The sequence below is a fragment of the Treponema putidum genome, from assembly GCF_024401155.1.
Classification (GTDB): Bacteria; Spirochaetota; Spirochaetia; order Treponematales; family Treponemataceae; genus Treponema_B; species Treponema_B putidum.
Window position 1 is genome coordinate 351,460 of sequence record NZ_CP038804.1, and the last position, 22,422, is coordinate 373,881.

The 22,422-nt window shown below is 36.4% G+C and carries 19 protein-coding genes and 1 pseudogene; 6 read left to right on the forward strand and 14 right to left on the reverse strand.

What is annotated here, in order from left to right; genetic code table 11:
- Positions 1 to 22: 22 nt before the first annotated feature.
- From E4N74_RS01650 to E4N74_RS01665, 4 genes are all read right to left on the reverse strand, one after another.
- On the reverse strand, positions 23 to 325 hold the full coding sequence (locus E4N74_RS01650) for a hypothetical protein (protein ID WP_044978776.1): 303 nt from the start codon (positions 323 to 325) through the stop codon (positions 23 to 25).
- 226 nt (positions 326 to 551) lie between these two features.
- Complete coding sequence (locus tag E4N74_RS01655) at positions 552 to 839, reverse strand: hypothetical protein (RefSeq protein WP_044978777.1); 288 nt, start codon at positions 837 to 839, stop codon at positions 552 to 554.
- Positions 840 to 950: 111 nt separating this feature from the next.
- Complete coding sequence (locus E4N74_RS01660) at positions 951 to 2,063, reverse strand: DUF8086 family protein (RefSeq protein ID WP_255818605.1); 1,113 nt, start codon at positions 2,061 to 2,063, stop codon at positions 951 to 953.
- Positions 2,056 to 2,433: a RidA family protein gene (locus E4N74_RS01665; protein WP_044978778.1), complete on the reverse strand. Its 378-nt coding sequence runs from the start codon at positions 2,431 to 2,433 to the stop codon at positions 2,056 to 2,058. The genes E4N74_RS01660 and E4N74_RS01665 overlap by 8 nt, the downstream gene beginning before the upstream one ends.
- 270 nt (positions 2,434 to 2,703) lie before the next feature.
- On the opposite strand from E4N74_RS01665, the gene E4N74_RS01670 reads away from it, so the two are divergent.
- On the forward strand, positions 2,704 to 3,849 hold the full coding sequence (locus E4N74_RS01670) for a CD0519/CD1768 family membrane protein (RefSeq protein WP_255805947.1): 1,146 nt from the start codon (positions 2,704 to 2,706) through the stop codon (positions 3,847 to 3,849).
- 4 nt (positions 3,850 to 3,853) lie between these two features.
- Positions 3,854 to 4,717 carry a cobyric acid synthase gene (locus E4N74_RS01675; protein ID WP_044978780.1) on the forward strand — a complete coding sequence of 288 codons (864 nt, stop codon included), beginning with the start codon at positions 3,854 to 3,856 and terminating at the stop codon, positions 4,715 to 4,717.
- Positions 4,718 to 4,756: 39 nt separating this feature from the next.
- On the opposite strand, the gene E4N74_RS01680 is transcribed toward E4N74_RS01675, so the two are convergent.
- From E4N74_RS01680 to E4N74_RS01690, 3 genes are all read right to left on the reverse strand, one after another.
- The gene (locus E4N74_RS01680) at positions 4,757 to 9,166 is read right to left on the reverse strand and encodes a right-handed parallel beta-helix repeat-containing protein (protein ID WP_255818612.1); all 4,410 of its coding nucleotides are present in this window, start codon (positions 9,164 to 9,166) and stop codon (positions 4,757 to 4,759) included.
- 18 nt (positions 9,167 to 9,184) lie between these two features.
- Positions 9,185 to 10,411, reverse strand: a complete 1,227-nt coding sequence (locus E4N74_RS01685; RefSeq protein ID WP_255818614.1) for a hypothetical protein — start codon at positions 10,409 to 10,411, stop codon at positions 9,185 to 9,187.
- A 118-nt stretch (positions 10,412 to 10,529) separates the two neighbouring features.
- The gene (locus E4N74_RS01690; protein ID WP_145475280.1) at positions 10,530 to 11,183 is read right to left on the reverse strand and encodes a response regulator transcription factor; all 654 of its coding nucleotides are present in this window, start codon (positions 11,181 to 11,183) and stop codon (positions 10,530 to 10,532) included.
- Positions 11,184 to 11,358: 175 nt separating this feature from the next.
- Here E4N74_RS01690 and E4N74_RS01695 point away from each other — a divergent pair, with 175 nt between their 5' ends.
- The 4 genes from E4N74_RS01695 to E4N74_RS01710 all read left to right on the forward strand — a co-directional run bounded on the left by E4N74_RS01695 (position 11,359) and on the right by E4N74_RS01710 (position 15,984).
- Complete coding sequence (locus E4N74_RS01695; protein ID WP_044978783.1) at positions 11,359 to 12,297, forward strand: ABC transporter ATP-binding protein; 939 nt, start codon at positions 11,359 to 11,361, stop codon at positions 12,295 to 12,297.
- A 26-nt stretch (positions 12,298 to 12,323) separates the two neighbouring features.
- Entirely contained in the window at positions 12,324 to 13,463 is a 1,140-nt protein-coding gene (locus tag E4N74_RS01700; protein ID WP_044978784.1) for an ABC transporter permease, read from the forward strand.
- Positions 13,464 to 13,585: 122 nt separating this feature from the next.
- Positions 13,586 to 14,749 (forward strand): ABC transporter permease, encoded by a 1,164-nt coding sequence (locus E4N74_RS01705; RefSeq protein ID WP_255805953.1) that lies wholly within the window; start codon positions 13,586 to 13,588, stop codon positions 14,747 to 14,749.
- Between the two features lie 86 nt (positions 14,750 to 14,835).
- Positions 14,836 to 15,984: a sensor histidine kinase gene (locus E4N74_RS01710; protein ID WP_255818616.1), complete on the forward strand. Its 1,149-nt coding sequence runs from the start codon at positions 14,836 to 14,838 to the stop codon at positions 15,982 to 15,984.
- Between the two features lie 64 nt (positions 15,985 to 16,048).
- Here the strand turns inward: E4N74_RS01710 and clpB are convergent, their stop codons facing one another.
- From clpB to E4N74_RS01740, 7 genes and pseudogenes are all read right to left on the reverse strand, one after another.
- Positions 16,049 to 18,655: an ATP-dependent chaperone ClpB gene (clpB, locus tag E4N74_RS01715; RefSeq protein ID WP_044978787.1), complete on the reverse strand. Its 2,607-nt coding sequence runs from the start codon at positions 18,653 to 18,655 to the stop codon at positions 16,049 to 16,051.
- 98 nt (positions 18,656 to 18,753) lie between these two features.
- Positions 18,754 to 18,846: pseudogene (locus E4N74_RS12805) on the reverse strand (SanA/YdcF family protein); the annotation flags it as partial.
- A gap of 335 nt (positions 18,847 to 19,181) precedes the next feature.
- The gene (locus E4N74_RS01720; RefSeq protein ID WP_002674291.1) at positions 19,182 to 19,529 is read right to left on the reverse strand and encodes a hypothetical protein; all 348 of its coding nucleotides are present in this window, start codon (positions 19,527 to 19,529) and stop codon (positions 19,182 to 19,184) included.
- The gene (locus tag E4N74_RS01725) at positions 19,526 to 19,888 is read right to left on the reverse strand and encodes a type II toxin-antitoxin system RelE/ParE family toxin (protein WP_002667766.1); all 363 of its coding nucleotides are present in this window, start codon (positions 19,886 to 19,888) and stop codon (positions 19,526 to 19,528) included. The genes E4N74_RS01720 and E4N74_RS01725 overlap by 4 nt, the downstream gene beginning before the upstream one ends.
- Positions 19,888 to 20,124: a hypothetical protein gene (locus E4N74_RS01730; RefSeq protein WP_044978789.1), complete on the reverse strand. Its 237-nt coding sequence runs from the start codon at positions 20,122 to 20,124 to the stop codon at positions 19,888 to 19,890. The genes E4N74_RS01725 and E4N74_RS01730 overlap by 1 nt, the downstream gene beginning before the upstream one ends.
- A 198-nt stretch (positions 20,125 to 20,322) precedes the next feature.
- Complete coding sequence (locus E4N74_RS01735; protein ID WP_044978790.1) at positions 20,323 to 21,003, reverse strand: SanA/YdcF family protein; 681 nt, start codon at positions 21,001 to 21,003, stop codon at positions 20,323 to 20,325.
- A gap of 57 nt (positions 21,004 to 21,060) precedes the next feature.
- Complete coding sequence (locus E4N74_RS01740) at positions 21,061 to 22,335, reverse strand: S41 family peptidase (RefSeq protein WP_255818617.1); 1,275 nt, start codon at positions 22,333 to 22,335, stop codon at positions 21,061 to 21,063.
- Between the last annotated feature and the right edge of the window lie 87 nt (positions 22,336 to 22,422).

A 22,422-nucleotide genomic window follows, 5' to 3' on the forward strand; every position in this document is an offset into this window, starting at 1 on the left:
ACACTAAGTATATGCCGCAATTTTAAATAAGCATGCGTATAATTTCCGCTAATTTGTCCAGCAAAATATCTTCTTTGTGCGTATTATGTGCCAGATGATAAAATTTTAATGCTTTTAGTTGTTCATTTTGGTTTGCATAATAGTCGCCTATTCTTGCAAGCCCGTCCGAATAACCTGTTGTGATAAATATCCTTTCCGCAGCGAGTATGTCTTTTTTATTATAGAGCTCGTTTCCTCGAAGATTAAGTTTGGCTTTTTGCTCTGAAGTCAATGTCTTAACAGGTAATTCGGAGGTTTTGATAAATCCTTCTTCAATTTTTTGCAATATTCTCTTCCTTAATTAAATAAACATTTTAAACATAACAATATAAATATTTAAAAATTTTTATTATATTGATTGTAAAAATACTACCTATGTTGCATTTTTACAATCAATTTTCGAATATTATACCACGAGTCTTAATCTAATTCAATAACTAATAGAAGAAAAATATAACCGAAAAGTAGAATTTACCTGCTTTTTGGGTATGCAGTAAATTTATTTTTACATATTATTCGTCAAAATCGTTATAATCTAGGTCATCATCATCGTCGTCATATTCAAAATCTTCATCGTCATTAAAGTCATCATCAAAATCATCGTCATCAAAGTCTTCATCATCGTCAAAGTCTTCATCATCATCAAATTCATCGTCATCAAAGTCTTCATCGCCATCGAAATCATCAAAATCATCGTCATCAAAATCATCATCGAAATCGTCATCATCAAAGTCGTCATTATAAGAATCACTAAAAATTAAGGCCTTATTGAATGTCTCCAATTCAAGATTTTCAAGCATAAGTAACTCCTTGTACTACTATTAGTTTATATCTATATAATTATAATAGATGAGAGCTTATATTTTTGTCAACTAGATAATATCAAATTCTTGTCTTTTTTATATAATTTATTACCGTATTTTATAGACCAGTAAGCCCGAGCGGCCTGTTTCAAAAAAATTCTGTTCTTCCCATGCGGAAATTATTGCGCCGTTTTTTATTATAAAGTAGGTATAGATAAAGTTTTCAGGTAGCTTAGGCAGTTTTAATTCTTCCCATTCCTGTGTTTGAGGTTCAAAATAAAATAATTCTCCCGTTTCTAAAAGAAGAGCTTTAATCTTATCTTCAGCCTTAAATTCGCAGACTGAAGCGGTAATTTCAAAGTCGCCTTTGTATGAGTTTTTAGAGTTTTGGTAAAAAATTACTTGTTTTGTATTTAAATCTTCCGAAAAGAATTCGGCCTTTACGTTTTTTTGAGTTTGCTGTAAGATTTTATCTATTCCGTCTTCATCTGATACAATAGGAGAAGATGCATTTATAAATTCTTCTTGGCTTATTTTAAAATAGTTTCCTTTTAATAGTTCTTCAAACGAAAAAAATGAAAAATAGTCAAAACTGACATGATCGTTTTTTTCCGTTTTAAAAGCCGTAAACCATTTTTTATTGAACTCAAGAGCCGATAACTGCGAAGTATTTTCAAGGTTAAAGGTTTTAGGTGTGATAAGGCTTAAAAGCTCGCCATTGACGCTATTATAGCGTAATAGGCGTGAAGGGCTTTCATCTTGAATAACCGGAGAAAAGATGGTGTTTGTATATAGCCTTATAAGGCTTCCAACGTCGGTTTTATAAAAACCGTCCGCTGTTTTTGCATAAAATTCGCTCTTTACTTCTATTTTGGGTTCTTCATCAATAGTAAATGCGGGCAAGATTCCGGCCTTATTTACGAGAAAGAGGGGCGGATCATACATCAGCCCTAATCCTGAAACTCTTATAGCTTCCGTCCATGGTAAAAAATCGGTTCTTGGTGCTTCATCAGGTGAATTTATTTTTTTTAATGCCGACACCTCTAAAGTTTCATCTTGAGTAAAATAATACCAAGCTGAGGTAATAGGTATAGCGGGACTTTCTTGATTTTCCGGTTTGTTTATATTTTCGGCTTCGGCCGACTTATTTGTACACGAGGCAAACAAGAGGGCTAAAGCCGATAATACCGTAAAGATTGTTTTTTGCGATAAACTATGCAAGGGCGATTACTTCTATTTCTACAAGGGCATCTTTAGGAAGGCGTGCAACTTGTACGGCAGATCTTGCCGGATGGTTTGAAGATCCGAAGATTTCTGCATATACTTCATTCATTGCAGCAAAGTTATTCATATCGCTTAAAAAGACGGTGGTTTTTATTGCCTTATCTATGCTTGTTCCGGCTTGTTCCAAAATAGCTTTTACATTGAGCAAGGACTGGCGCGTTTGGGCTTTAATTCCTTCAGGAAAGGCTCCCGTAGCAGGATCCAAAGGAATTTGTCCCGATGTAAACACAAGGCCGTTTGCCTTAATTCCCTGAGAATAGGGGCCGATAGCTGAAGGGGCTTTGTTTGTTGCGATAATTTCTTTCATATTTGATACTCCTAAAAATAAAATTTTATGTAAATATTCTACTCGTTTAAGGCCTTATAGTCAAGGCCGGCATGGTTGTGTATCTTGCCGGTGCATTCCCTTGTATTTTCTTTAAAGTTAAATTCAACCTAAAAAAAAGTTATTCATCACGTAAAAATCTAACACATTCTTGTTATTATGATATTAACAATTTCAGCACCCCCGCTTGAAAAAATGCCTTACTTTGAATATACTCGCAGAATAATTTTCATTTATTTTGGAGTTTTTTAGATGGAAAGTAAATCTTTTTTTAAGAAAGAAATCGGGCTTGAAAACTTTATCTTTTTAGTATGTTTTTTTGCCTTCTTTTTCGGTGTCGGCTCGGTTATGGGCGGCGTAAATATGATTAAGACAATGATGGAAACAGGCTTTGACTTACTTATCAATATCTGTTTGTACTTAATGGCGGTTGCCGTATTGGCCGGAGCCGTATCGGGGCTTTTTTCGGAATTCGGTACCGTTGCTTTGATTAACAAAATCTTGTACAAATTGATGAATCCCTTGTATGACTTGCCGGGTGCTTCTTCCCTAGGTATCTTAAACTGCTTTTTGTCGGATAATCCTGCAATTTTAACCCTTGCCGATGACGATAATTTTAGGCGTTATTTTAAACAATACCAGCTTCCTGCCCTTACAAACCTCGGAACGGCCTTCGGAATGGGATTGATTACCACAACGGCAATGATGGGACTAAACATAAAATCGGCGGTTCCGGCGGCTTTGATTGGAAATGTCGGAGCAATAGCAGGAAGTATAGTTTCAGTCCGCTTGATGATTTACTTTTCAAAAAAACGCTACGGAACGGAAGCCCTTGTTTCTACAAAACGAGTTGACCCCATCCCCGAAAAAATGCGTCCCGTAAGGGCAGGCGGTGCCGGAAGCCGATTTATTCAGGCCTTGCTTGACGGCGGAAAATCGGGAGTCAGCATGGGCATAGCTATTATTCCGGGTGTAGTAATTATCTGTACAATAGTCATAATGCTTACAAACGGCCCAAGCGCAGATGGTACATATACGGGAGCCGCCCGCGAAGGTATAGCCCTTCTTCCATGGATAGGCAAAAAGATAAGTTTTATCTTGAATCCGATTTACGGCTTCAGCACCCCTGAGGCTATCTCCGTTCCGATTACAGCACTCGGTTCTACAGGCGCCGCATTAGGCATTGTAAAAGAAATGTCTTTAATGGGAAAAATAAATGCAAACGATATAGCAGTTTTTACAGCTATCTGTATGTGCTGGAGCGGTTATATTTCTACCCATATTGCAATGATGGATGCCCTTGATACAAAGGAGATGACCGGAAAAGCTATTTTAAGCCACACCATCGGCGGCCTCTTTGCAGGTTTTGTAGCCCACATTATAGCCTTTATACTTTAATATAATGGCAAGTATAATGATTCAAGGGACAACCTCTTCTGCGGGTAAGTCCCTTTTTTGTACGGGCCTTTGTAGAATCTTTAAAAAGAAAGGCTTAAAAGTTGTTCCCTTTAAATCCCAAAATATGTCCTCGATTTTTTTTACCGCATTTGACGGAAAAAAGATAAGCAGTGCCCAAGCCCTTCAAGCGAGGGCTGCCGGTATTGAGCCCCGTCCCGAAATGAATCCCATTCTCCTCATCCCCAAAACTGATGTAGGCTCTAAGGTTATAATCCTAGGAGAAGAAAAAAAGGAGATGAAGGCGAGGGAGTATTTTGAGTATAAAAAGACCTGCAAACCTATGATATTGGAAACTTTTCAAAAACTTGAAAGGGAAAACGATATTGTAGTTATAGAGGGAGCAGGGAGTCCTGCCGAAATAAACCTAAACCAAAATGACATAGTCAACATGGGCATGGCCGAGATGGCCGATGCTCCGGTTCTCTTGATTGCCGACATAGACAGGGGCGGAGTCTTTGCCCAGCTCTACGGAACAGTAATGCTCCTCCCTGAAAAAGATAGAAAAAGGATTAAGGGCATGATTATAAATAAATTCCGCGGAGACAAGAGCCTATTAGATCCCGGCATCAAGATGATTGAAGACCTTGTAAAGATTCCTGTGATAGCAACCATCCCCTACATGCACTTGGAACTTGCCGATGAGGACAGCCTCATAGACGATGATAAAAAATGCAATACCCAAGCCCAAAGCGAGGAAGAGCTGGAAAAAGAGCTGGATAAACTCGCCCGCCTCATCGAAGAGAACAGCGATATGGAGTTTATCTTTAAGACAGCCGGGCTTAAAGCCGGGCTTAAAGCCGGGCTTTAGCCCTGGCTGTAAAGCCGGCTTTACAGCCAATTATTGCGTCTAGTTCTTCTTTTTTAAATGACCGGCAGAGTCAACCTCCCATTCTTCTGTTCCCTTCTTTGTAACTTTAAATTTATTTGCATTGACACCGGTATTGCCTGTTAGTACTTGGGTCGACGCCTTGTATTTAGACTTGGGCACGGTAATTCTTGCAGCTTGGTTTTGATCTGCATCTAAGGTACTGCCAACATTTATTGCTGTTGAATTATTTAAATAGACATCATTTTTACCGTGTATATGCTCATCTCCATCGGTTGAAGGGGTTATTTTAGCAGAGCCGGACATATTGAAGATACCGTTATTGTAAACTGCTCCCCCTTCCTTGGCTTCGTTTCCTGTAATTGTTCCGCCTTCCATTGTGAGAGTTCCTAAATTACATATACCGCCTCCAAAACCGGTATGAGTATCGTTGTTTTTATTCTTTGCTATATTATTCTTTATTTCACACGAATCTTTTATGATAAGCGTGCTGCCTGATTTAATATAAATTCCGCCGCCTCCGCTATCTGTATCAGAATTTTTTGATTCATTGTTGAATATTTTTGTGTTACCTTTTAATACAAGATTTCCATTCTCTATATATATACCTCCACCTTGTCCAAAAGAAAAGCATATATTATGACTTATTTCAGCGTTACCTTCAATTATATTTTCACCTGAATTGGTAGCAATGTAAATTCCGGCTCCATTATATGCTCCATTGTCTTTTATTGTGGATGTTCCCTTTATCCATAACCGCCCATTATGTGAAAGATTCTTTATATAAATTGCACCGCCCATTCCAGTACCTGTATTACTTTTACATTCCTTTATAGTTACATTTTCAATTTCTAATGATGCTTCTTCTACATATACTCCTACCCCAATGCCTTCTTTTCCTTTTTTAAGAGTTATATCTTTTAATTTAAGAGTTACTCCGTTAGAAACCTTGAATATCCTGCATTTTTCATTGGCATTAAGAGTTATATTAGAATTTTTACCTATAACAGTTACATTCCTATTTACGTTAATTTCATCAGTGGATACGGTAGCGGTAAGGTTTGTTTCTGTCCCATCCACTATAATAACCTCAGCCCCGCCGGTCTTTTCAACTTCGGTTTTTAACTCTGCCCAAGTTGTAACTGTCTTACTACTATTTTCTTCCAATTGTCCGGCTGTATTTATTTTCCACTTTTTACCGTCTGGAGGTTGATCGGTAACCTTGAATTTAGATACTTTATCTGCAAGAGTAACACCGGAAGCGGCTGTTAAGACAGTGATTGTAGGAGTAAGGGCTGAAGGATAATTCATAGGACTTATTCGGGCAACAGCGGCTTCCGATAAATTTCCCGTGATTGTGATTACCTTGTCTGCAGGGAGATAAACATCATTTTTGTCTGCATCAATAGTTATCTTTGCAGAACCGGAGATTTTGAAAGTTCCGTTATTGTAGACTGCTCCTCCATGTTGCGCCTCATTATCTTTTATTTCCCCGCCTTCTATTGTGAGAGTTCCTAAATTACATATACCGCCTCCAAAACCGGTAAGAGAAGTACCGTCGGATTTTTTTGCCTTGTTTCCCTCGATAAGACAAGAACCTTTTATAGTAAGGGTTCCATTTGGCGAAATATAAACACCTCCTCCGCCTGCAGCACCAACCCTTGATTCATTATTTAATATTTTTGCATTACCCTGTAAAACAAGAGCCCCCTTATGGATATATATACCCCCTCCTTGACCGTTACTTTGACAAATATTACCCCTTATTTCAGCGTTACCTTCAATTATGTTTTCACCTGAAGTGATGTCAATGTAAATTCCGGCTCCTAATTCTGCTTGATTGTTTTCTATTTTTGAGTTACCCTTTATCAATAATCTCCTATCAGAAGAATTACTTATATAAATTGCACCGCCTTTTCCTGAATTTTTTTCATTCTTACATTCAGTTATAGTTACATCTTCAATTTCTAATGATGCTCCTGTTACATGTACTCCTGCCCCGAGGCCGGTAATACTTTTTCCTTTTTTAAGAGTTATATCTTTTAGCGTAAGAGTTGCCCCGTTAAAAACATTGAATATTCTATGTTTGTAATTTGCATCGAGTATAGCCGCACCTTCGCCCTTAATTGTAAGGTCTTTATTTATTAAAATTTCCGAAGTGTTCTCATCGGCTGTAAGAGTAGTTTTTACGGTTATGGTATTGCCGGAGCTTGCTGCAGTTACGGCATCTTGAAGTCCTTGCCAGCTCGTAATTTCAGTTGCCTCTTTTTTTAGTACAAGAGCATTTAGTGTAGAATCCCTTTGAAGCGACCAAGTTTGTCCCGATTTTTGAGTTAAACTAAATTTGGATATGTCCCCATCATTCAAGGCATAACCTTCGCCTTTTACTACCTGCCTACCGGCAGTATATGTATTGTCTGCAGGTGTTATTCTAGCGACGGAGGCTTCCGATAAATTTCCTGTAATTGTAATTACTTTTCCTGCAGGGAGGTAAACATCGTTTTTTCCTAGGGTATTTTCATCGGGGGCTGCAGAAGGCACTATCTGTGCAGAACCGGAGATTTTGAGGGTTCCGCTGTTATAGATGGCTCCGCCTAAACCGTTAGGAGAAATAATCTTATTGTCTTTTATTATAGAATTCCCTTTAATATCAATATTACCTGTTGAAGATATCGCTCCTCCTGCCATACCGGCTTCCGAATCCTTTATATCCGTATTGTTGAGGGTTAAAACCGAGTTGATGTCGGCTTTTATAGCCCCGCCTGTAGCCTCATAAGTATTTCCTTCAATTTTTCCGTTTTGAAGAGTGAGGCCGGTCAAGTTTAAAGTTGCTCCGCTTTTTATATTGAAAATACGATGAGAGGGATTAGGCTTATTAGAGCCGTCCTTATTAGCATCTATAATGCTGCCGGCCTTTCCGCTTAAGCCTTGGATATTTATTTTTTTGCTTACCTCAAATTCTCCCGAATTATTTGCTTCATTTGTTGAAGTTATATTCCCGTTTATATAAATAGTATCCCCGTCAGAAGCCTTTTTCACAGTCTTTTTAAGAATCTGCCATGAACCATTACCGGCACGTACTTCTTTTTTTATTTTATAGTAATAAGTCTTTTCATCGCTGTCGGTATAATTAGGCCCGCTTGCCTTTAATTTAACCTCGTATATTTCATCCACTCCCGGAATCGGGTCCAGTAATATCTTTGTAGAGTTTCCGTCTTGTTGGCTGCTGCCTGTAGGCCCTGTAAAATCTGCGGGCGCCGGAGTAGAAGTTGAAAGTTTTACCTCAGCATTTATGGTTACACCGTCAGGATAAGCGTCATTATGAGCTTTTAGAATAACAGGGTTTCCAAAACATGAAGATATATGAATCGGATTCGCAAATGTTCCTGTGCTCAATGCACTTTCATTATCTTTATAGACTCCGTAATTTGTTAATTCACCCATGGCAGAATGATAAGAAATTTTCGGGGTAGGAAGTTTTGCTAAATTGGTTACACCTGAAGTTTCATCAGAAGCAAGGCCTCGCAAATCTTTTACTTTAACCTTATAACTCAAGCTCTGTTTGGTTTTTACCCCCGTTTTTATACAGAGCATCCATTTTCTATCATCAGAATTCGCAGCAGGGATAGACGGAAAGCTTGTTGGTCCTCCTCCTGTTATTTCTTCGTTTGCAAGTTGTTTGATTTCTTCATTAGTAGGAATAAGGATTCCCTGAGAGCCGCTCACATCGAAGCCTTCTTTTGTTAATTTTACCTGAATAGGGGCTTTTTGGTTTTCTCCTTCAGTGAAGTAAACCTCAGATATATCTCCATGGAGTGAAGTATCTATTGAATTAGCAGGTACTGCAAATTTAAAGATTAAAACATAATACGAATTTTCCCCATCTATTATTTTTCCTGTAGTAACCCATTCCGGTTTAGGAGGAACCGTGTTAGCCCTAAGTTTATAATTATAGTTTTGTACAAATCTTCGGTTATCTTTTTTATTGTAAAGTTTTATTTTAGGATTAAGGTTCGCCTTACCTTGTTCGTTTTTAAGTAAAAAATCTTTTTTATAAGTGAGCTCGATTCTATCGTAACTTGTTTGGGTTAAAGTATAATCTTCTCCAAATTTAGGCCTTCCTCCGCTTTTACCATTTACGTTTTTATCAAAGACGATAATATCATCCGGAGCGTTCGAATCACCGGGCATTAAAAATTCAAATTTTTGGGAGTTATTAAGTTTAAAATAAATGTGTGCATCTTCGCCGGAGGGCAAGGCGAAAAAGTCGTCTTTGTCAATCGGAAGTCCGGAGGGAATCTCAATCTCGGTTATATTTGCAGTATTTGCCCAATAGGAAAAAGTTTTATCAATATCGTCAAGAAGCTGCTTGCATGATGTTAAACTTACTAAAAGCAGCAACGGTAAAAATTTAGTTAAAATTTTTTTCATTTCTATTTCTCCTATAGGTTAAAATTCCCAGCCCAAAGAAAGGGACGGCTGAATTACATATTTAGGAAAATCCTTTCTAAATAAAATGATGTGATCTAAATTTATCTCAAAATATAATTTTTTATAAAGATAAACTTGAACGGCTGTTCCTCCGTTTACCGAAGGGCACCAAAACCAATAAACGGGACTTTGTATATCCGATTCGGGATACGTAAATTTTGCCTGTATTAAAAAAGCCGCTCCTCCTCCCAAATGCAGATCAAAATTAAGTCTGCGCTTGATTATTGGAAACATATATACCAAGTTAAATTGAGGTATGATAAAACCGGATTTTAATGTATAGATTTCATCTTTAGAGCTTTTTAAAAATAAGCCTGAAGCTGAAAGATTAAAACCTATACGGCCGTATAATTTCTTTATAGGTATAATACTAAACCGTAAAGAACCTCCGGCAGGATAAATATTCGATTTAAAATATCGGTATAATATTTTATTTTGCATAAAGGCACTAAAAGTGTAGCCTAAAGATAAAAATATATCGAGCGGCTTTTGAAACGCAAAGGCTATATTTTTGGAGCTATCATGTAAACCGCTTGGATCTGTTGCAGTAAAAGTATAAATTCCGGGTGAGAACTTTGAAAAATCCAGCTTAAGTTTTATTTTTTTTCCGTCTTTATCCGCTTCTATTACGGTGCATGGTATTGGGTTTTCCGTATCTTTGTTCAAAGTAAATATTGTTTCCGCAAAAAGATTATTGCCTAAGACGATGAGTGAGTCTGAATCCGTTTCATCGAAGTATATTGTATTGACTGATAATGATAAAACTTCAGGCTGATAGGCTATGCGCACATCAAAATTTCTATATTCACTTGCAGAGTCCAGCTGATTAAGAAGATTAATTATAGCTACCTTATAGCGGTATTTTCCCGGTTGTAAAGAAACATTTATTGAATTCTTTTTTAAATTCTTTTTATCGATTTGTATCCAGTTACCCGAATTATCTTGTTTTTCGAGTACAAATTCAAAACCTAAGATGTTGTCTATTGCTTCCCATGATAAATGCTGATATATAGATGCTCCTTTATTGCCTTCTTCTATAAAGTAGCTTTTTTTAGCCTTATCTTCGGTTTTTAACGGTTCCTGTGCATATAAAATAAAGCTGCATAGAAAAATAGATATAATGGTAATCGGCTTTAATTTTATCGAAAATCTTACCTTAGTTCGGCTGATTTTTTGCTTACTCATCTATAAATAACCCCTATATTAGAACCATGAATTCTTTTATATTATTCGGTAAAGTTATCATAATTTACCTGTTATTTCAAGACTATGGCAGCTTTGTGTTTATAGCCGGATTTAGGAGTTATATAATACCGTTTTTAAAGGCAAAGGCAGCAAGTTGAGTCCGATCGGCGACAAAGGTCTTATCAAAGATTACGGAAATACTGTTCTTAATTGTGCCTTCTGAAAGGCCTTGTTTGTAGGCAATTTGTTTGTTTGAAAGCCCCTCTGCGACCAGCCTTATAATTTCTATTTCTTTTTGGCTCAAGCCGTACTCGTCTTGAATTTCGGGCAGGGGCTTTGGGGTTCTTTCGCCCGATCCTTCATGGCTTTCAAAAAGCATGGTTTTTGCGACTTCAGGATTTATAACAATATTGCCCGAAATAGCCGCCTTGATTCCGTCATAGATTACATCGGGAGCGCTGTCTTTTAAAAGATAACCTGAGGCACCGTATTGAAGAGCTTTTTGAATGTATTCGGTATCATTAAAGGTGGTGAGAATCAATATTTTTATATCGGGAAAACTTTTTTTTATTTTTTTTGCCGCCTCTACACCGTTACATTCAGGCATTCTTATGTCCATGAGGAGAAGCTCAGGTTCTTTTTCTTCACATATTTTTAAGGCCTCATTTCCGTTACAGCCCGTTGCAACAACTTCAATGTCGGGATAAGCAGAAAAAATAATTTTTAAGCCCTCGCATATTAGTTTTTCATCGTCTACAATAGCTATTCTCATAGATTTAATATAGCATAGTTTTAGTGCCTGAATCAATATAATCGCACTTTAAACTTTTTTTTGCGATAATCAATGACTATTTTCCTTATAAAAAATGACTTTCGGCACTTTTATTTTCACCGGAATAAATTAAAATAAGGGCATATAAATCAAGAAACTTCTATGGAGGTGTTTTATGAAAATATTGGAAGTTAAGGATGTATCAAAAAAATACGGAAAAAAGCAGGTGCTTTCCGGTGTTTCTTTTGATATTGAAGAAGGAGACATTTTTGGTTTAATCGGGCCTAACGGTGCCGGAAAATCAACCCTGATAAACATAATAACCGGAATCTTGGATCCGCTAAACGGCGAAGTGCTTATAGGCGGACACAATATCAAAAAAAATCCGATAGAAGCAAAAAAATTGATAGGCCTTGTACCTCAAGAGCTGGCTCTCTCAGAGGATATATCAGCGATCGATAATCTCAATTTTTTTGCAAGCCTTTACGGTCTTTCAGGAAAAAAACTAAAGGATGCTGTAAGCGAAGCCTTGGAAGTAACCGGCTTAACCGAAAAGAAAAAAGAAAAGGTAAAAAAATTTTCGGGCGGTATGAAAAGAAGACTTAACCTTGCTGCAGCCATTATGCACAAGCCCCGCCTTTTAATATTAGATGAGCCGACTGTAGGTATTGACCCCCAGTCAAGGAACAATATATTTGAGTATCTGCGCAAGATAAATTCCCAAGACAAAACTACAATTCTTTATACCTCCCACTACATGGAAGAGGTGGAAGAGCTTTGCAAAAATATCTTTGTAATCGATGAGGGAAGGGAGATTGCCTACGGCACCCTTAATTCCGTAAAGGAAAAGGCCAACGGAACCGTAACCCTTGAAATAAAGGCCGACAATATAAATGAAGACCTAATAGAAAAAATCAGGCTTCTTGATGGGGCATTAAATGTAGAACAATCAGCAGATACCGTTACCATTCTATATGAGAGAAGTAAGGTCAATCTTGATGAAACTATTAAAATATTACAAACCTCAGGAGCCGTAATTAAGGCTCTTCAAATCAATGAGCTTAATTTAGGCGAAGTATTTTTGCAGCTTACAGGAAAAAAATTGCGTGAATAACGATTGAAGCTTCAGGAGGAATATAGATGAAAGCATTTTTAAAAATTACGCTTATAGCGATAAAAGATAACTTTATTACCTTTATTTTAATCTACCTTTGTCTTCCGATTATTTTTGTAGGCTATAACGGTTTTTTGCGAAAATCGGATTTTAAGGCTGAAACAAATGAAAAAGCTATTTCTGTTTTTTTCGATGATGAAGATAAATCTTTCTTATCGGAACAGCTGATCGGTACTTTAAATTCAAATATCTTAAAAGATTTTATAAAAATTGAAAATGAAACAAATGCAAAATATAAAATCAAAATTCCAAAAGGCTATCAAAATTCGGTAGAAGAAAACAAAGAATTTGATATTGTAATTATCGGTAAAGAAAAGTCTTCTGCATCAATTACTTTTTTATCGAATATAATTAAAAGCATAAGTAGTTCCATTAGCGGCAATTATAAAATTACTAAAGCGATTGCCGCTTCAGGTGAATCTAAGGAGCTTATGGATAAGTATCTTAATATTCAAAAAGAAACAGCTAAACCGATAGGGAAAATTTTTATGCATCCCGCCCTTCACACCATGTCAAGTTATGAAGTCTATGCAATATCCCTAAGCATCTTGTTATTTTTTATGTTTGTTATGGAAATACTTAATCCATCATATAAGAAAAAGGCTGCCGGTCTTACCATGCGTATTAACTCGATACCAAAAAGCCCAGCCTATATCTTTAATGCTCAAATAATAAGTATGGCCTTAAAAGTTTTTATTGCTATCACAATTTATCTTTTAATTTTTAGATTGTTAAAAGTTTCTTTTATGGGAAATCCTATTCTTCTTTTTATATATGCTGCATGTTTTTCCCTTGTAACCGGCAGCATTGCCTGTACCCTTACAACCTTTAACAAAAAGGATATTGTGTATGCGGCGGTTTTGATTATATTTTTCGTATTCGGAGTTTTGGGAACGGTTCTCTTTTCAATTCCGAATGAAAACAAAATTGCAAAATTATTTTCAAAATATAACATTTCCCAAATTATAACAAATCCTCTTAGGGAAATTGTCTTGGAAAATTCTTTTGGAGGAATGATAGGCAGCCTGCTTATAATGCTCACCCTTGGTGCAGCATTTTATATTTTGGGTTTACTGATGGTAAATTTTAAAAAAACGGAAATTTGATAAACAGTGAGGCAGAAATTCCGCTTATAGGAGATATGATAAACAGTTCGGCATAAATGGTGCCTCACTGTTTATCCGTCGAGTTTGCCTTTCGGCAAACATCGTTTTATAGGAGATATGATATGAAAGAATTTTTATGTTTATTTTTTGCACAACTAAAAAGAATATTAAAAAATATGACAAATACGAGTATGTTGGTTTTTTTTCCTTTTGCTATGATAATTCTTATTTTTGCAATAAGATTTATTCTTGACCCAAAAGAGACTGATGAGTCGAAAACTAAAAATACCGGCTATACCGTTCAAATGGATGAGGTAGGATATTTTGTCGATGATACGGGAGAATTATGGGAAAACTTTTTTTCCGGTTCGGGATCTATAGTACATTCTGAAAATAGAGGAGAAGAATTGGAAAAGGCTAAGGAAAAACTTGCAACCGGAAAAATACCCGGTCTTATAATTATACCTAAAGATTTTTCCGAAAAATTACAAAAAGGAGAAAAACCGGAACTTGAAATTTTAAAAACTGAAGACAGTATTATTCTTGAAAATAGAATTCAAGCTCTTAATTTAAGCATCAATGCTTATCTTATGGATAATTTTATCAAAGGTTCAACTCTGGCTGAAAATGAAAAAAATCTTTTAACCAATAATATAGATATTGTATTTAAAACACCGGATAATAAAAACATTATAAGTTTAGGCTTAAAAATAATGACCTTGTTTGTATTGTATATAATCATTTTCGGCTCAACAGCAATTGTAACGGATCTAATAAAATTCAGGGAAACAAAGATGTTGGCTCGTGCAATAATAAGTCCCAACTCGGAATTTAAAATAGTGGGAAGTTTTTTACTCGCCTTTGTATTTATTCAGGTAGTAACAAATATGATAGTATTTGTTACTGCAACAATAATATTTAAGTTAGAGATTACAGGGCTTCCTCTGATCTTCTTAGCTGTAGTTTCAACAAGTTTTTTTGCTCTATCTATAGCTATTTTAATTGCGAGAATTTTTAAAAAGGAGTCTCAGCTGGCACTTGCTTCGAATATAACAAGCCTGCTTACAATAGTCTTATTTTTCCTTGCTGTTATTTCTGTAACACCCTTTGTTTCAATTCCTCCCGTGTTTAAAAATATTTCTATGTTTTCACCCCTATATTGGCTGATGGAAATGCTTGATAAAGAAAAACTTTTTCCAAACATATTGATAGTTTGGGCGATGAATGCCGCTATCTTTACAGCCGGCAGCTGGAAAATAAAAGAATTTAACAACGAAACAAATTAAAGCAAAATTTAAAGGAGGCTGATATAGCCTCCTTTTTTTAAATGCCAATCTTGCAAAAGCTTAATTATTATAATATAATCATATTCATGAAAAATAAATTTTTGATTTTTATTCATTATTTTTTAATAACATCCAGCCTTATTCAAACAAGCATAAACGGAAATCAGATTACAGGAACTCAATTTTTATTATATCTTTGTTTTATTATATTGCTTAATCTTAAACTCTTTTATACAAAGAGTAAAACCTTTCTTTTTGCTCTTTGCTTAACCGATTGGTTCCTTTGTTTTTTACTGAACATTACCGGAGCTGCCATTCCATTTCTTTTATTTTTAATTCCATTGATTGATAGTTTTTATTATAATTCAAAACCCTATACCTACATATTGGGAATAATAGGACTTACAGTTTGCATATTTTCATTGAAGAACTTTGATATGGAAATAATCATAAACTATACAGCCCTTTTTATTTTAAGCGGAGGAGTTTTAGAATATTTTAAACTAAACCAACATGAAATTATTTCTTACCAAAAAAAACAAGAAGAATTAAGTATTCAAAGGGATGAGCTTTTAAATTCTATCCATGATTTGGAAATATACAATGAATCGATAGAAGACCTTATGACCTTAAAAGAGCGAAACCGCATATCCAGAGAAATACATGACAGTGTAGGACATGGACTTTCTACAATGATTATTCAGCTAAACGCACTCTATGCTGCTGCAAAGAACAAAAACAATGATTTACCTCAAAAAATTTTAGATTTAAATTCCTTTGCTAAAAAGAATTTAGAAGAAGTCAGGTTTGCTTTGAGAGAATTAAAACCGGTAGATTATAACAAGTATGAAATAATAATCCTAGTTCATAATCTGATAGGAGAATTTAAAAAAATGACAAATATCAATGTACAGTTTACTTTCTCAAAAGATATTTGGAGTTTAAATGAAAAACAAAGCCATTCAGTATATAAGGCTGTTCAGGAATTCTTATCAAATTCGGCTAGATACGGCAAACCTTCAAAAATTACAATCCACTTTTCTTACACTGATACGTCGCTCATAATTACAATGAAAGATAACGGAGCCGGATGCATTGAAATCAAAAAAGGCATAGGTCTAAAAGCTATTGAAGAAAGAGCAAAAGAAGCAGGCGGAACAGTCCATTATGAAAGCCTTCCCGCCGTAAAAGGTTTTTCTATGCGTTTGGTATTTTTCAATTGGAAACTAAAATAAAACACAAATCAAAAAACTAAATTCTGCCGGGAAGGCTAATGTGTAAAGTAAGCTAATACTGTTCTTATTGGCCGGAGTCTGTTTTTTTCAATACCTCTCTTTTAAAGATAAGGCTGTCCTCTCCCTTGTCTACCAGTATTGTGCTGCCTTCGGGAAATTTGCCTTCAAGAACACAGCGGGCGAGTTTGTTTTCAAGCTCGGCCTGTATAGCCCTCTTTAGGGGTCGGGCACCGAACATGGGGTCATAGCCTATGTCTGCAAGGAAATCCTTTGCCTTATCCGAAACTTTAAGGCTCAAGCGGCGCGTCTTCAAGCGTTCTGCAACGGACTTAAGCTGAATATCGACAATCTTTCGGATATGCTCTTTTTCGAGCCTGTTAAAGGTTAAGATTTCGTCAATGCGGTTTAAAAATTCGGGTCTAAAATTATCGCGGAGGATTTGGGTAATTTCTTCTTTTATGCTTCCCATATCCTTTGCGGTCAATATATACTCTGAACCTATATTGCTGGTCATAATTATAATTGTGTTCTTAAAATCGACTACACGGCCTTGCCCGTCTGTAAGACGTCCGTCATCCAAGATCTGCAAAAAAACGTTAAAAACATCTTGATGAGCTTTTTCTATTTCGTCAAAGAGGATGACGCTGTACGGCCTCCGTCTTACGGCTTCGGTAAGCTGTCCTCCCTCATCGTAACCGACATATCCCGGAGGAGCTCCTATCAGGCGGCTCACGGAATGTTTTTCCATGTACTCGCTCATGTCGATTCGGGTAAGTGCCTTTTCATCATTGAACAAAAAGTCGGCTAGGGTTCTGGCTAATTCGGTTTTGCCGACACCTGTGGGGCCTATACATAAAAAACTGCCCAAGGGACGGTTCATATCGGAAAGGCCTGCCTTGTTTCGTCTGATAGCATCCGAAACCACCTTTACGGCTTCATCTTGTCCGACGACGCGGGCTTGCAGCACCTTTTCGAGTTCCAAAAATTTTTGCATTTCGCTTGCAAGCATTTTTGAAACGGGGATACCTGTCCACATTGAAACGATTCGGGCTATGTCTTCTTCGCAAACCTCTTCACGTAAAAGCTGTCCTTCCTGACCAGCTTTTTTTTCAAGCTCGGCAGTAACGGCCGCTATCTTTTTTTCAAGTTCGGGTATTTTTCCGTATTTCAGCTCGGCAGCCTTGTTTAAGTTTCCTTCCCGGCTGTACTTGGTTTCTTCAATACGCAGTTGTTCCAATTCTTCCTTGTATTTGCGGGATTCGTTAATGCGGGCTTTTTCGTTTTGCCATTGGGCCTGCATCGTATTCCGTTTTGAAGAAAGTTCTGCCAACTCTTCTTCAAGTTTTACAAGTCTTTCCTTTGAGGCTGCATCATTTTCTTTTCCTATAGAAACCTTTTCGATATTCAGTTGAAGAATTTTGCGCTCAACCTGATCAAGCTCAACAGGCTGGCTTTCTATTTCCATTTTTAGGCGGCTTGCTGCCTCATCCACAAGGTCTATTGCCTTATCGGGTAAAAAGCGGTTTGTGATATAACGGTTGGAAAGTACGGCCGCCGCTATAAGAGCTTCATCCCTTATGCGTACCCCGTGATGAACTTCATATTTTTCCTGTAGACCGCGCAGGATTGCTATTGTGTCTTCAACCGTAGGTTCGGGACAGTAAACCTGCTGGAAACGGCGCTCAAGGGCTGCATCTTTTTCGATGTATTTTCGGTATTCGTTTAGGGTGGTGGCTCCTATCGCCCTGAGCTCTCCGCGGGCAAGGGCGGGTTTTAGCAAGTTTGAAGCATCCATCGAGCCTTCGCTTGCTCCGGCACCTACAAGGGTGTGAAGCTCGTCAATAAAGAGAATGACTCGGCCTTCGGATTTTTGTACTTCGGAAATTACGGCCTTTAATCTTTCTTCAAATTCGCCGCGGAATTTTGCTCCTGCAACCAAGGCTCCGAGGTCTAAGGATAAAAGTCTTTTTCCTTTTAAGCTGTCGGGAACATCCCCTGAAACTATACGTCTTGCAAGGCCTTCAACTATTGCCGTTTTTCCGACTCCGGGTTCTCCGATTAAAACGGGATTGTTTTTTGTCCTGCGGGAAAGTACCTGCATTACCCGCCTTATTTCTTCATCCCGCCCGATTACGGGATCTATCTTTTCGTTTTTTGCAAGCTGGGTTAGGTCACGGCAAAATTTTTCCAAACTTCTGAATGTAGATTCGGGGTCATCGCTTGTTACTCTATTATTTCCGCGTACTTCTTTAAGCGCAGAAAGGAGATTTTTTAGATTGATACCCCGTGAACGCAAGAGTTCTCCGGTTTCATCCTTTGACTCACTTAGAGCGAGTAAAAGGTGCTCGGTAGAAACATACTCATCTTTTAATTTATCTGCATAGCCTTCAGCATTTGCAAAAACCTTTGCAAGCAAGGGCGAAATATATGTTTGAGCGGATTGTCCCGTAACACGGGGCTTTCTGTTAAGCATTTTGTCGAGTTCGTCCAATAGGCCTTCGGGATTTACTCCGATTTTTTCTACTAAAGGAGGAACAATTCCGTCCTCTTGTTCTAAAAGAGCATATAAAAGATGCTCACTTTCGACTTGACTGTGGTCGTCTCTTTGGGCAAGCGAAGAAGCCTCTTGAACGGCTTCCGATGCCTTAACTGTATACTTATCTATATTCATATATACAAAATAATAAAAATTCGGAAAAAAATCAATAATCTAATCTTAAAATATCAGACGAACTTGAAGAAAACCAACTTGTCATATTTTCCGATTATCTAAAAATCCCATGAGTCTTTTGCATTTCCCGTTATAGGTATCTTCTTACCGAGAAATGTAGGCTTCACATTGAACATTACCAAAAAGCATGTAGATGTTTATGCCTGCAATTCCTATTAAAATTAAAGCAAAAAGAAAAATAATGCATAAGGTTATTTTTTTTATGGGTCCAGTCTATAACGGGAGCTGTACAAGGCGACCCATTGCAGCAAGCACAAGCACCGAATGGATCGAAATTGGCCATCCCCTTTGGGCAAATGAGTGAAACGGAGAAATTTCTTTACAAAAACAGTTGGAGTATGTAACATAATAAAATACTCCTTAGCTATTTATATTTCAATCCTGAATTAGTTAAAGCCCCTTGGAAAATAGAAATACTTTGCCCAGAGAATTCCAAGAGTTCTACAAGGTAATCCAGAGGAGTTATTTAAGTTGGAAATAAGTTCAGTTTAAGAAAGACTCCTTCCAGGAAAAGCATGTATCTTCCTGGTTGATATTCACCCATTGAAAAGATAATCAACAAATCATCTTCATTTAAGTAATAAACCTGTAATCGCTGCTCTTTTGTCACAATATTGGATATGCCATCTGATTCCAGATGCAATTTATTTATTACATCTTGTTTGACCGGACAGTCTATTAATTTATGTGGAGTAATGTCATCCACAATAAATAACACAGATTTTCCCTCTATATTTAATTGAAAATCTTTATCGAATAGTCCATCCTCAATGCCATCGAACAATTTTGTTCTTTTGAATTCTAAAAGTCTCATCTTCGCTCAATTTTTCCACTATTTAATAATCCGTCGATTCCACCCTCAGAAGCAGGAATCTCATATTGTATACCTCCGCAAACCACATGAATAATTGTAACAGTTAAAGTATCTTCATCAACTGCGTAAAAGATTGAATAATTACCTACACTAAAAAATCTTATCCCACGAGATAACCATGGTTCTTTTGGATATAGATGATACCTATACGGCATAAAATTCAAGTCCTGCATTGCTTCATAAAGACGCTTAAAAACGGCATCGGCATTAATTTTTGATTTTAAATTATTTAATATGTAAGAATAAATACTGCTCAAATCTTCTTTTGCTTGATCTGAAATAACAACTTGGTATTTCATTAAATAAACCTTGACTTTATTTCTTCAAAAGCATCGTTTAAAGGAGTTACATTTCCATTAATCATATCGGTAAAACCTTTATTCATATTGGCTTCAAATTCTTCATCCGATTCTTTTAAAAGAGACATCTTTTCGTGTCCATATTGATACATTAAAAACTGCACATATTTGGAAATATCCTCCAAGTAAACATCCGGTAAGGTTTTTATCTGTTCAACAAGAGTTTCATACGACATAGATTCCTCCGTCAATATAAACTAACTATGATTATTTTATCGCAAATATCCGTTTTTTTCAAGTTCATTTTTTAGCTTTATTCGTGCGGAGGGTTTAATACCCCGACGCTCTGCGTCGTAACAAAGGGTATTAAAGCCGACTGCAACTACCTTATGAGAACAACATACCTCGATGCTCTGCGTCGGGGTTGTTGATTTTTAAAAATCCCATGTATCTTTTGCATTTCCCGTTATCGGTATTTTCTTACCGAGGAATGTAGGCTTCACATTGAACATTACTAAAAAGAAAGTTTTTACTCTTGCCAAGGCTTCTCTTATTTCCCAGCTTATATGGGTTTCCCTGCTGTACCTTAAAACCTCAGGAGCTTCATAGGCTATAACATCGAGACCTAATTTTCTTCCTATGTAAACGGCTCTTGCGGTATGGAAGGCCTGTGTTACCACAACGGCATCTTCAATACAAAAGATTTCCCGGGCACGGTACATTGTTTCATAGGTAGAAAAACCTGCATGATCCATAAAGATTAGATTTTCGTCAGTGCCGTAAATATCCTGCATAAAAATACGCATTCTGTTTACCTCATCATAACCCTTTCTTCCGTGGTCACCTGAAATCAAAACTCTTTCAGCTTTTTTGTTTTTTAAACAATTTACGGCAGCTTCGATCCTATCCCTCACAACATGCGAAACCGTGTTTTTATAAACTTTAGCTCCGGGTACAATCACAACATATTTTTCCGGCAAGGCGGAAATGTTTTTATAAATATAAGGTTTTGAATAGCTAAGCATGTAGATGTTTATGCTTACAATTCCTATTAAAATTAGAACAAAAAGAAAAGTAAGGCCTAAGATTATTTTTTTTAAGGATTTAGATTTCATGTAAATTAAGGCTCCTTTTAATTATAAATTGCATTTCTTAAAATTTTTTCTTCTCCCCTAATCCGTTTTTTTTCTTAATCTTTTGATTTCTTCCAAGCAAGTTCCAAGGGCACTTTTACCGGGGAAATTATAAATATCGGGAGCAGTGCCGAATTCATCGGTACAATATCCGTCTTCGGTTAAGCCGTACATAAAATCAAACTTTATCAATAAACCGCTGTTGGGAAGAACTATGTACATCGGAGATTTACCGTTTGTTCCGGCTCCGCCGGTATTAGACCCAACCACTGTTGCAAAACCGCTTTTTTTACAGACATAAGCAAACCGGTCAGCTTCCGAATATACACCGCTATCTACAAGAAGCCAAAATTTTTTACGTTCACAAGGTTTATATCCGCTAACGGGACGAGGTACAACCGTTTCTTCCAGTCTATAAGCCTTATCGTTTTTTACAGTACCGCAATTTTTTATATTCGGAACTTCATACCGATTTATATTTTTTGATTTATAATTTTTAAAAAACATATCCAAATAAATATCAGTATATTTATTTTCATTATAAAGGCCGTAAGATATTATATTCATATCTTTTGTTATATTGAAAGATAGTATTGCTTCGTAATTTTCAGTATATCCTCCGCCGTTATTTCGTATGTCTATTATTATGTGTTTATAATTTGCCGTTTCAATAAAAAAATTTTCTAAGACTTTTAGATACTCTTGTTTTTCTTCCTCTTCCGTTGTAAGAAAAGATTTGATTTCTATGTATGCAATATGATCGGTCTCAATAATCTGTATAAACGGCTTTGAATATTTACGTATTCCTATTGATGACGAATTTTTATTGCTAAAATTACCGATATTTTGGTAACTAAGAGTCTCTGCTTGATATATATGAGAATAAAAGTTATCTATCAAAGCCTGCTTCTTAATTGATAGACTCTGAGCTGTATTTTCTATTTTTTTATAATTAAAATAATAATCAAAATAATCGAAAGGATAAAGATGACCTATATATCTATTTCCAGTAATTTTTCTGCATAAATCTTTATAAAAAAAATAATAACCATACTGCATCATAGGATCCGATAAATACCTATATCCTGCCTGTCTTATTTGCTCTAAATCAATTCTTTTGCGTTCACATACTTCAGTAAAGGGACAACCGGTATAAATAAAATCCCAAAAATATTCATAATCAGCCCTCATTTCTTCAGCAGAAATAAAACCGTATATTACATCATTTTTTTTTGAGATGATAAGAGCTATTATAACAAATACGAAAACAAGAATAAATACTACAGTTCGGAATATCAGTTTTTTTATAATCATATTTTAAGCCTTTACCTAAATTCTATTTCCATTTTACCATATATGAAAAATAAGTCAAGCGTGTGGCAAAACAGCGTGATGCAAAAC

Bases quoted from the DNA above. Each gene is read 5' to 3' on its own strand.
- E4N74_RS01655 (WP_044978777.1), bottom strand. From the start codon at position 839: ATGCTTGAAAATCTTGAATTGGAGACATTCAATAAGGCCTTAATTTTT.
- E4N74_RS01665 (WP_044978778.1), bottom strand. From the start codon at position 2,433: ATGAAAGAAATTATCGCAACAAACAAAGCCCCTTCAGCTATCGGCCCC.
- E4N74_RS01670 (WP_255805947.1), top strand. From the start codon at position 2,704: ATGGAAAGTAAATCTTTTTTTAAGAAAGAAATCGGGCTTGAAAACTTT.
- E4N74_RS01675 (WP_044978780.1), top strand. From the start codon at position 3,854: ATGGCAAGTATAATGATTCAAGGGACAACCTCTTCTGCGGGTAAGTCC.
- E4N74_RS01680 (WP_255818612.1), bottom strand. From the start codon at position 9,166: ATGAAAAAAATTTTAACTAAATTTTTACCGTTGCTGCTTTTAGTAAGT.
- E4N74_RS01685 (WP_255818614.1), bottom strand. From the start codon at position 10,411: ATGAGTAAGCAAAAAATCAGCCGAACTAAGGTAAGATTTTCGATAAAA.
- E4N74_RS01690 (WP_145475280.1), bottom strand. From the start codon at position 11,183: ATGAGAATAGCTATTGTAGACGATGAAAAACTAATATGCGAGGGCTTA.
- E4N74_RS01695 (WP_044978783.1), top strand. From the start codon at position 11,359: ATGAAAATATTGGAAGTTAAGGATGTATCAAAAAAATACGGAAAAAAG.
- E4N74_RS01700 (WP_044978784.1), top strand. From the start codon at position 12,324: ATGAAAGCATTTTTAAAAATTACGCTTATAGCGATAAAAGATAACTTT.
- E4N74_RS01705 (WP_255805953.1), top strand. From the start codon at position 13,586: ATGAAAGAATTTTTATGTTTATTTTTTGCACAACTAAAAAGAATATTA.
- E4N74_RS01710 (WP_255818616.1), top strand. From the start codon at position 14,836: ATGAAAAATAAATTTTTGATTTTTATTCATTATTTTTTAATAACATCC.
- clpB (WP_044978787.1), bottom strand. From the start codon at position 18,655: ATGAATATAGATAAGTATACAGTTAAGGCATCGGAAGCCGTTCAAGAG.
- E4N74_RS01720 (WP_002674291.1), bottom strand. From the start codon at position 19,529: ATGAGACTTTTAGAATTCAAAAGAACAAAATTGTTCGATGGCATTGAG.
- E4N74_RS01725 (WP_002667766.1), bottom strand. From the start codon at position 19,888: ATGAAATACCAAGTTGTTATTTCAGATCAAGCAAAAGAAGATTTGAGC.
- E4N74_RS01730 (WP_044978789.1), bottom strand. From the start codon at position 20,124: ATGTCGTATGAAACTCTTGTTGAACAGATAAAAACCTTACCGGATGTT.
- E4N74_RS01735 (WP_044978790.1), bottom strand. From the start codon at position 21,003: ATGAAATCTAAATCCTTAAAAAAAATAATCTTAGGCCTTACTTTTCTT.
- E4N74_RS01740 (WP_255818617.1), bottom strand. From the start codon at position 22,335: ATGATTATAAAAAAACTGATATTCCGAACTGTAGTATTTATTCTTGTT.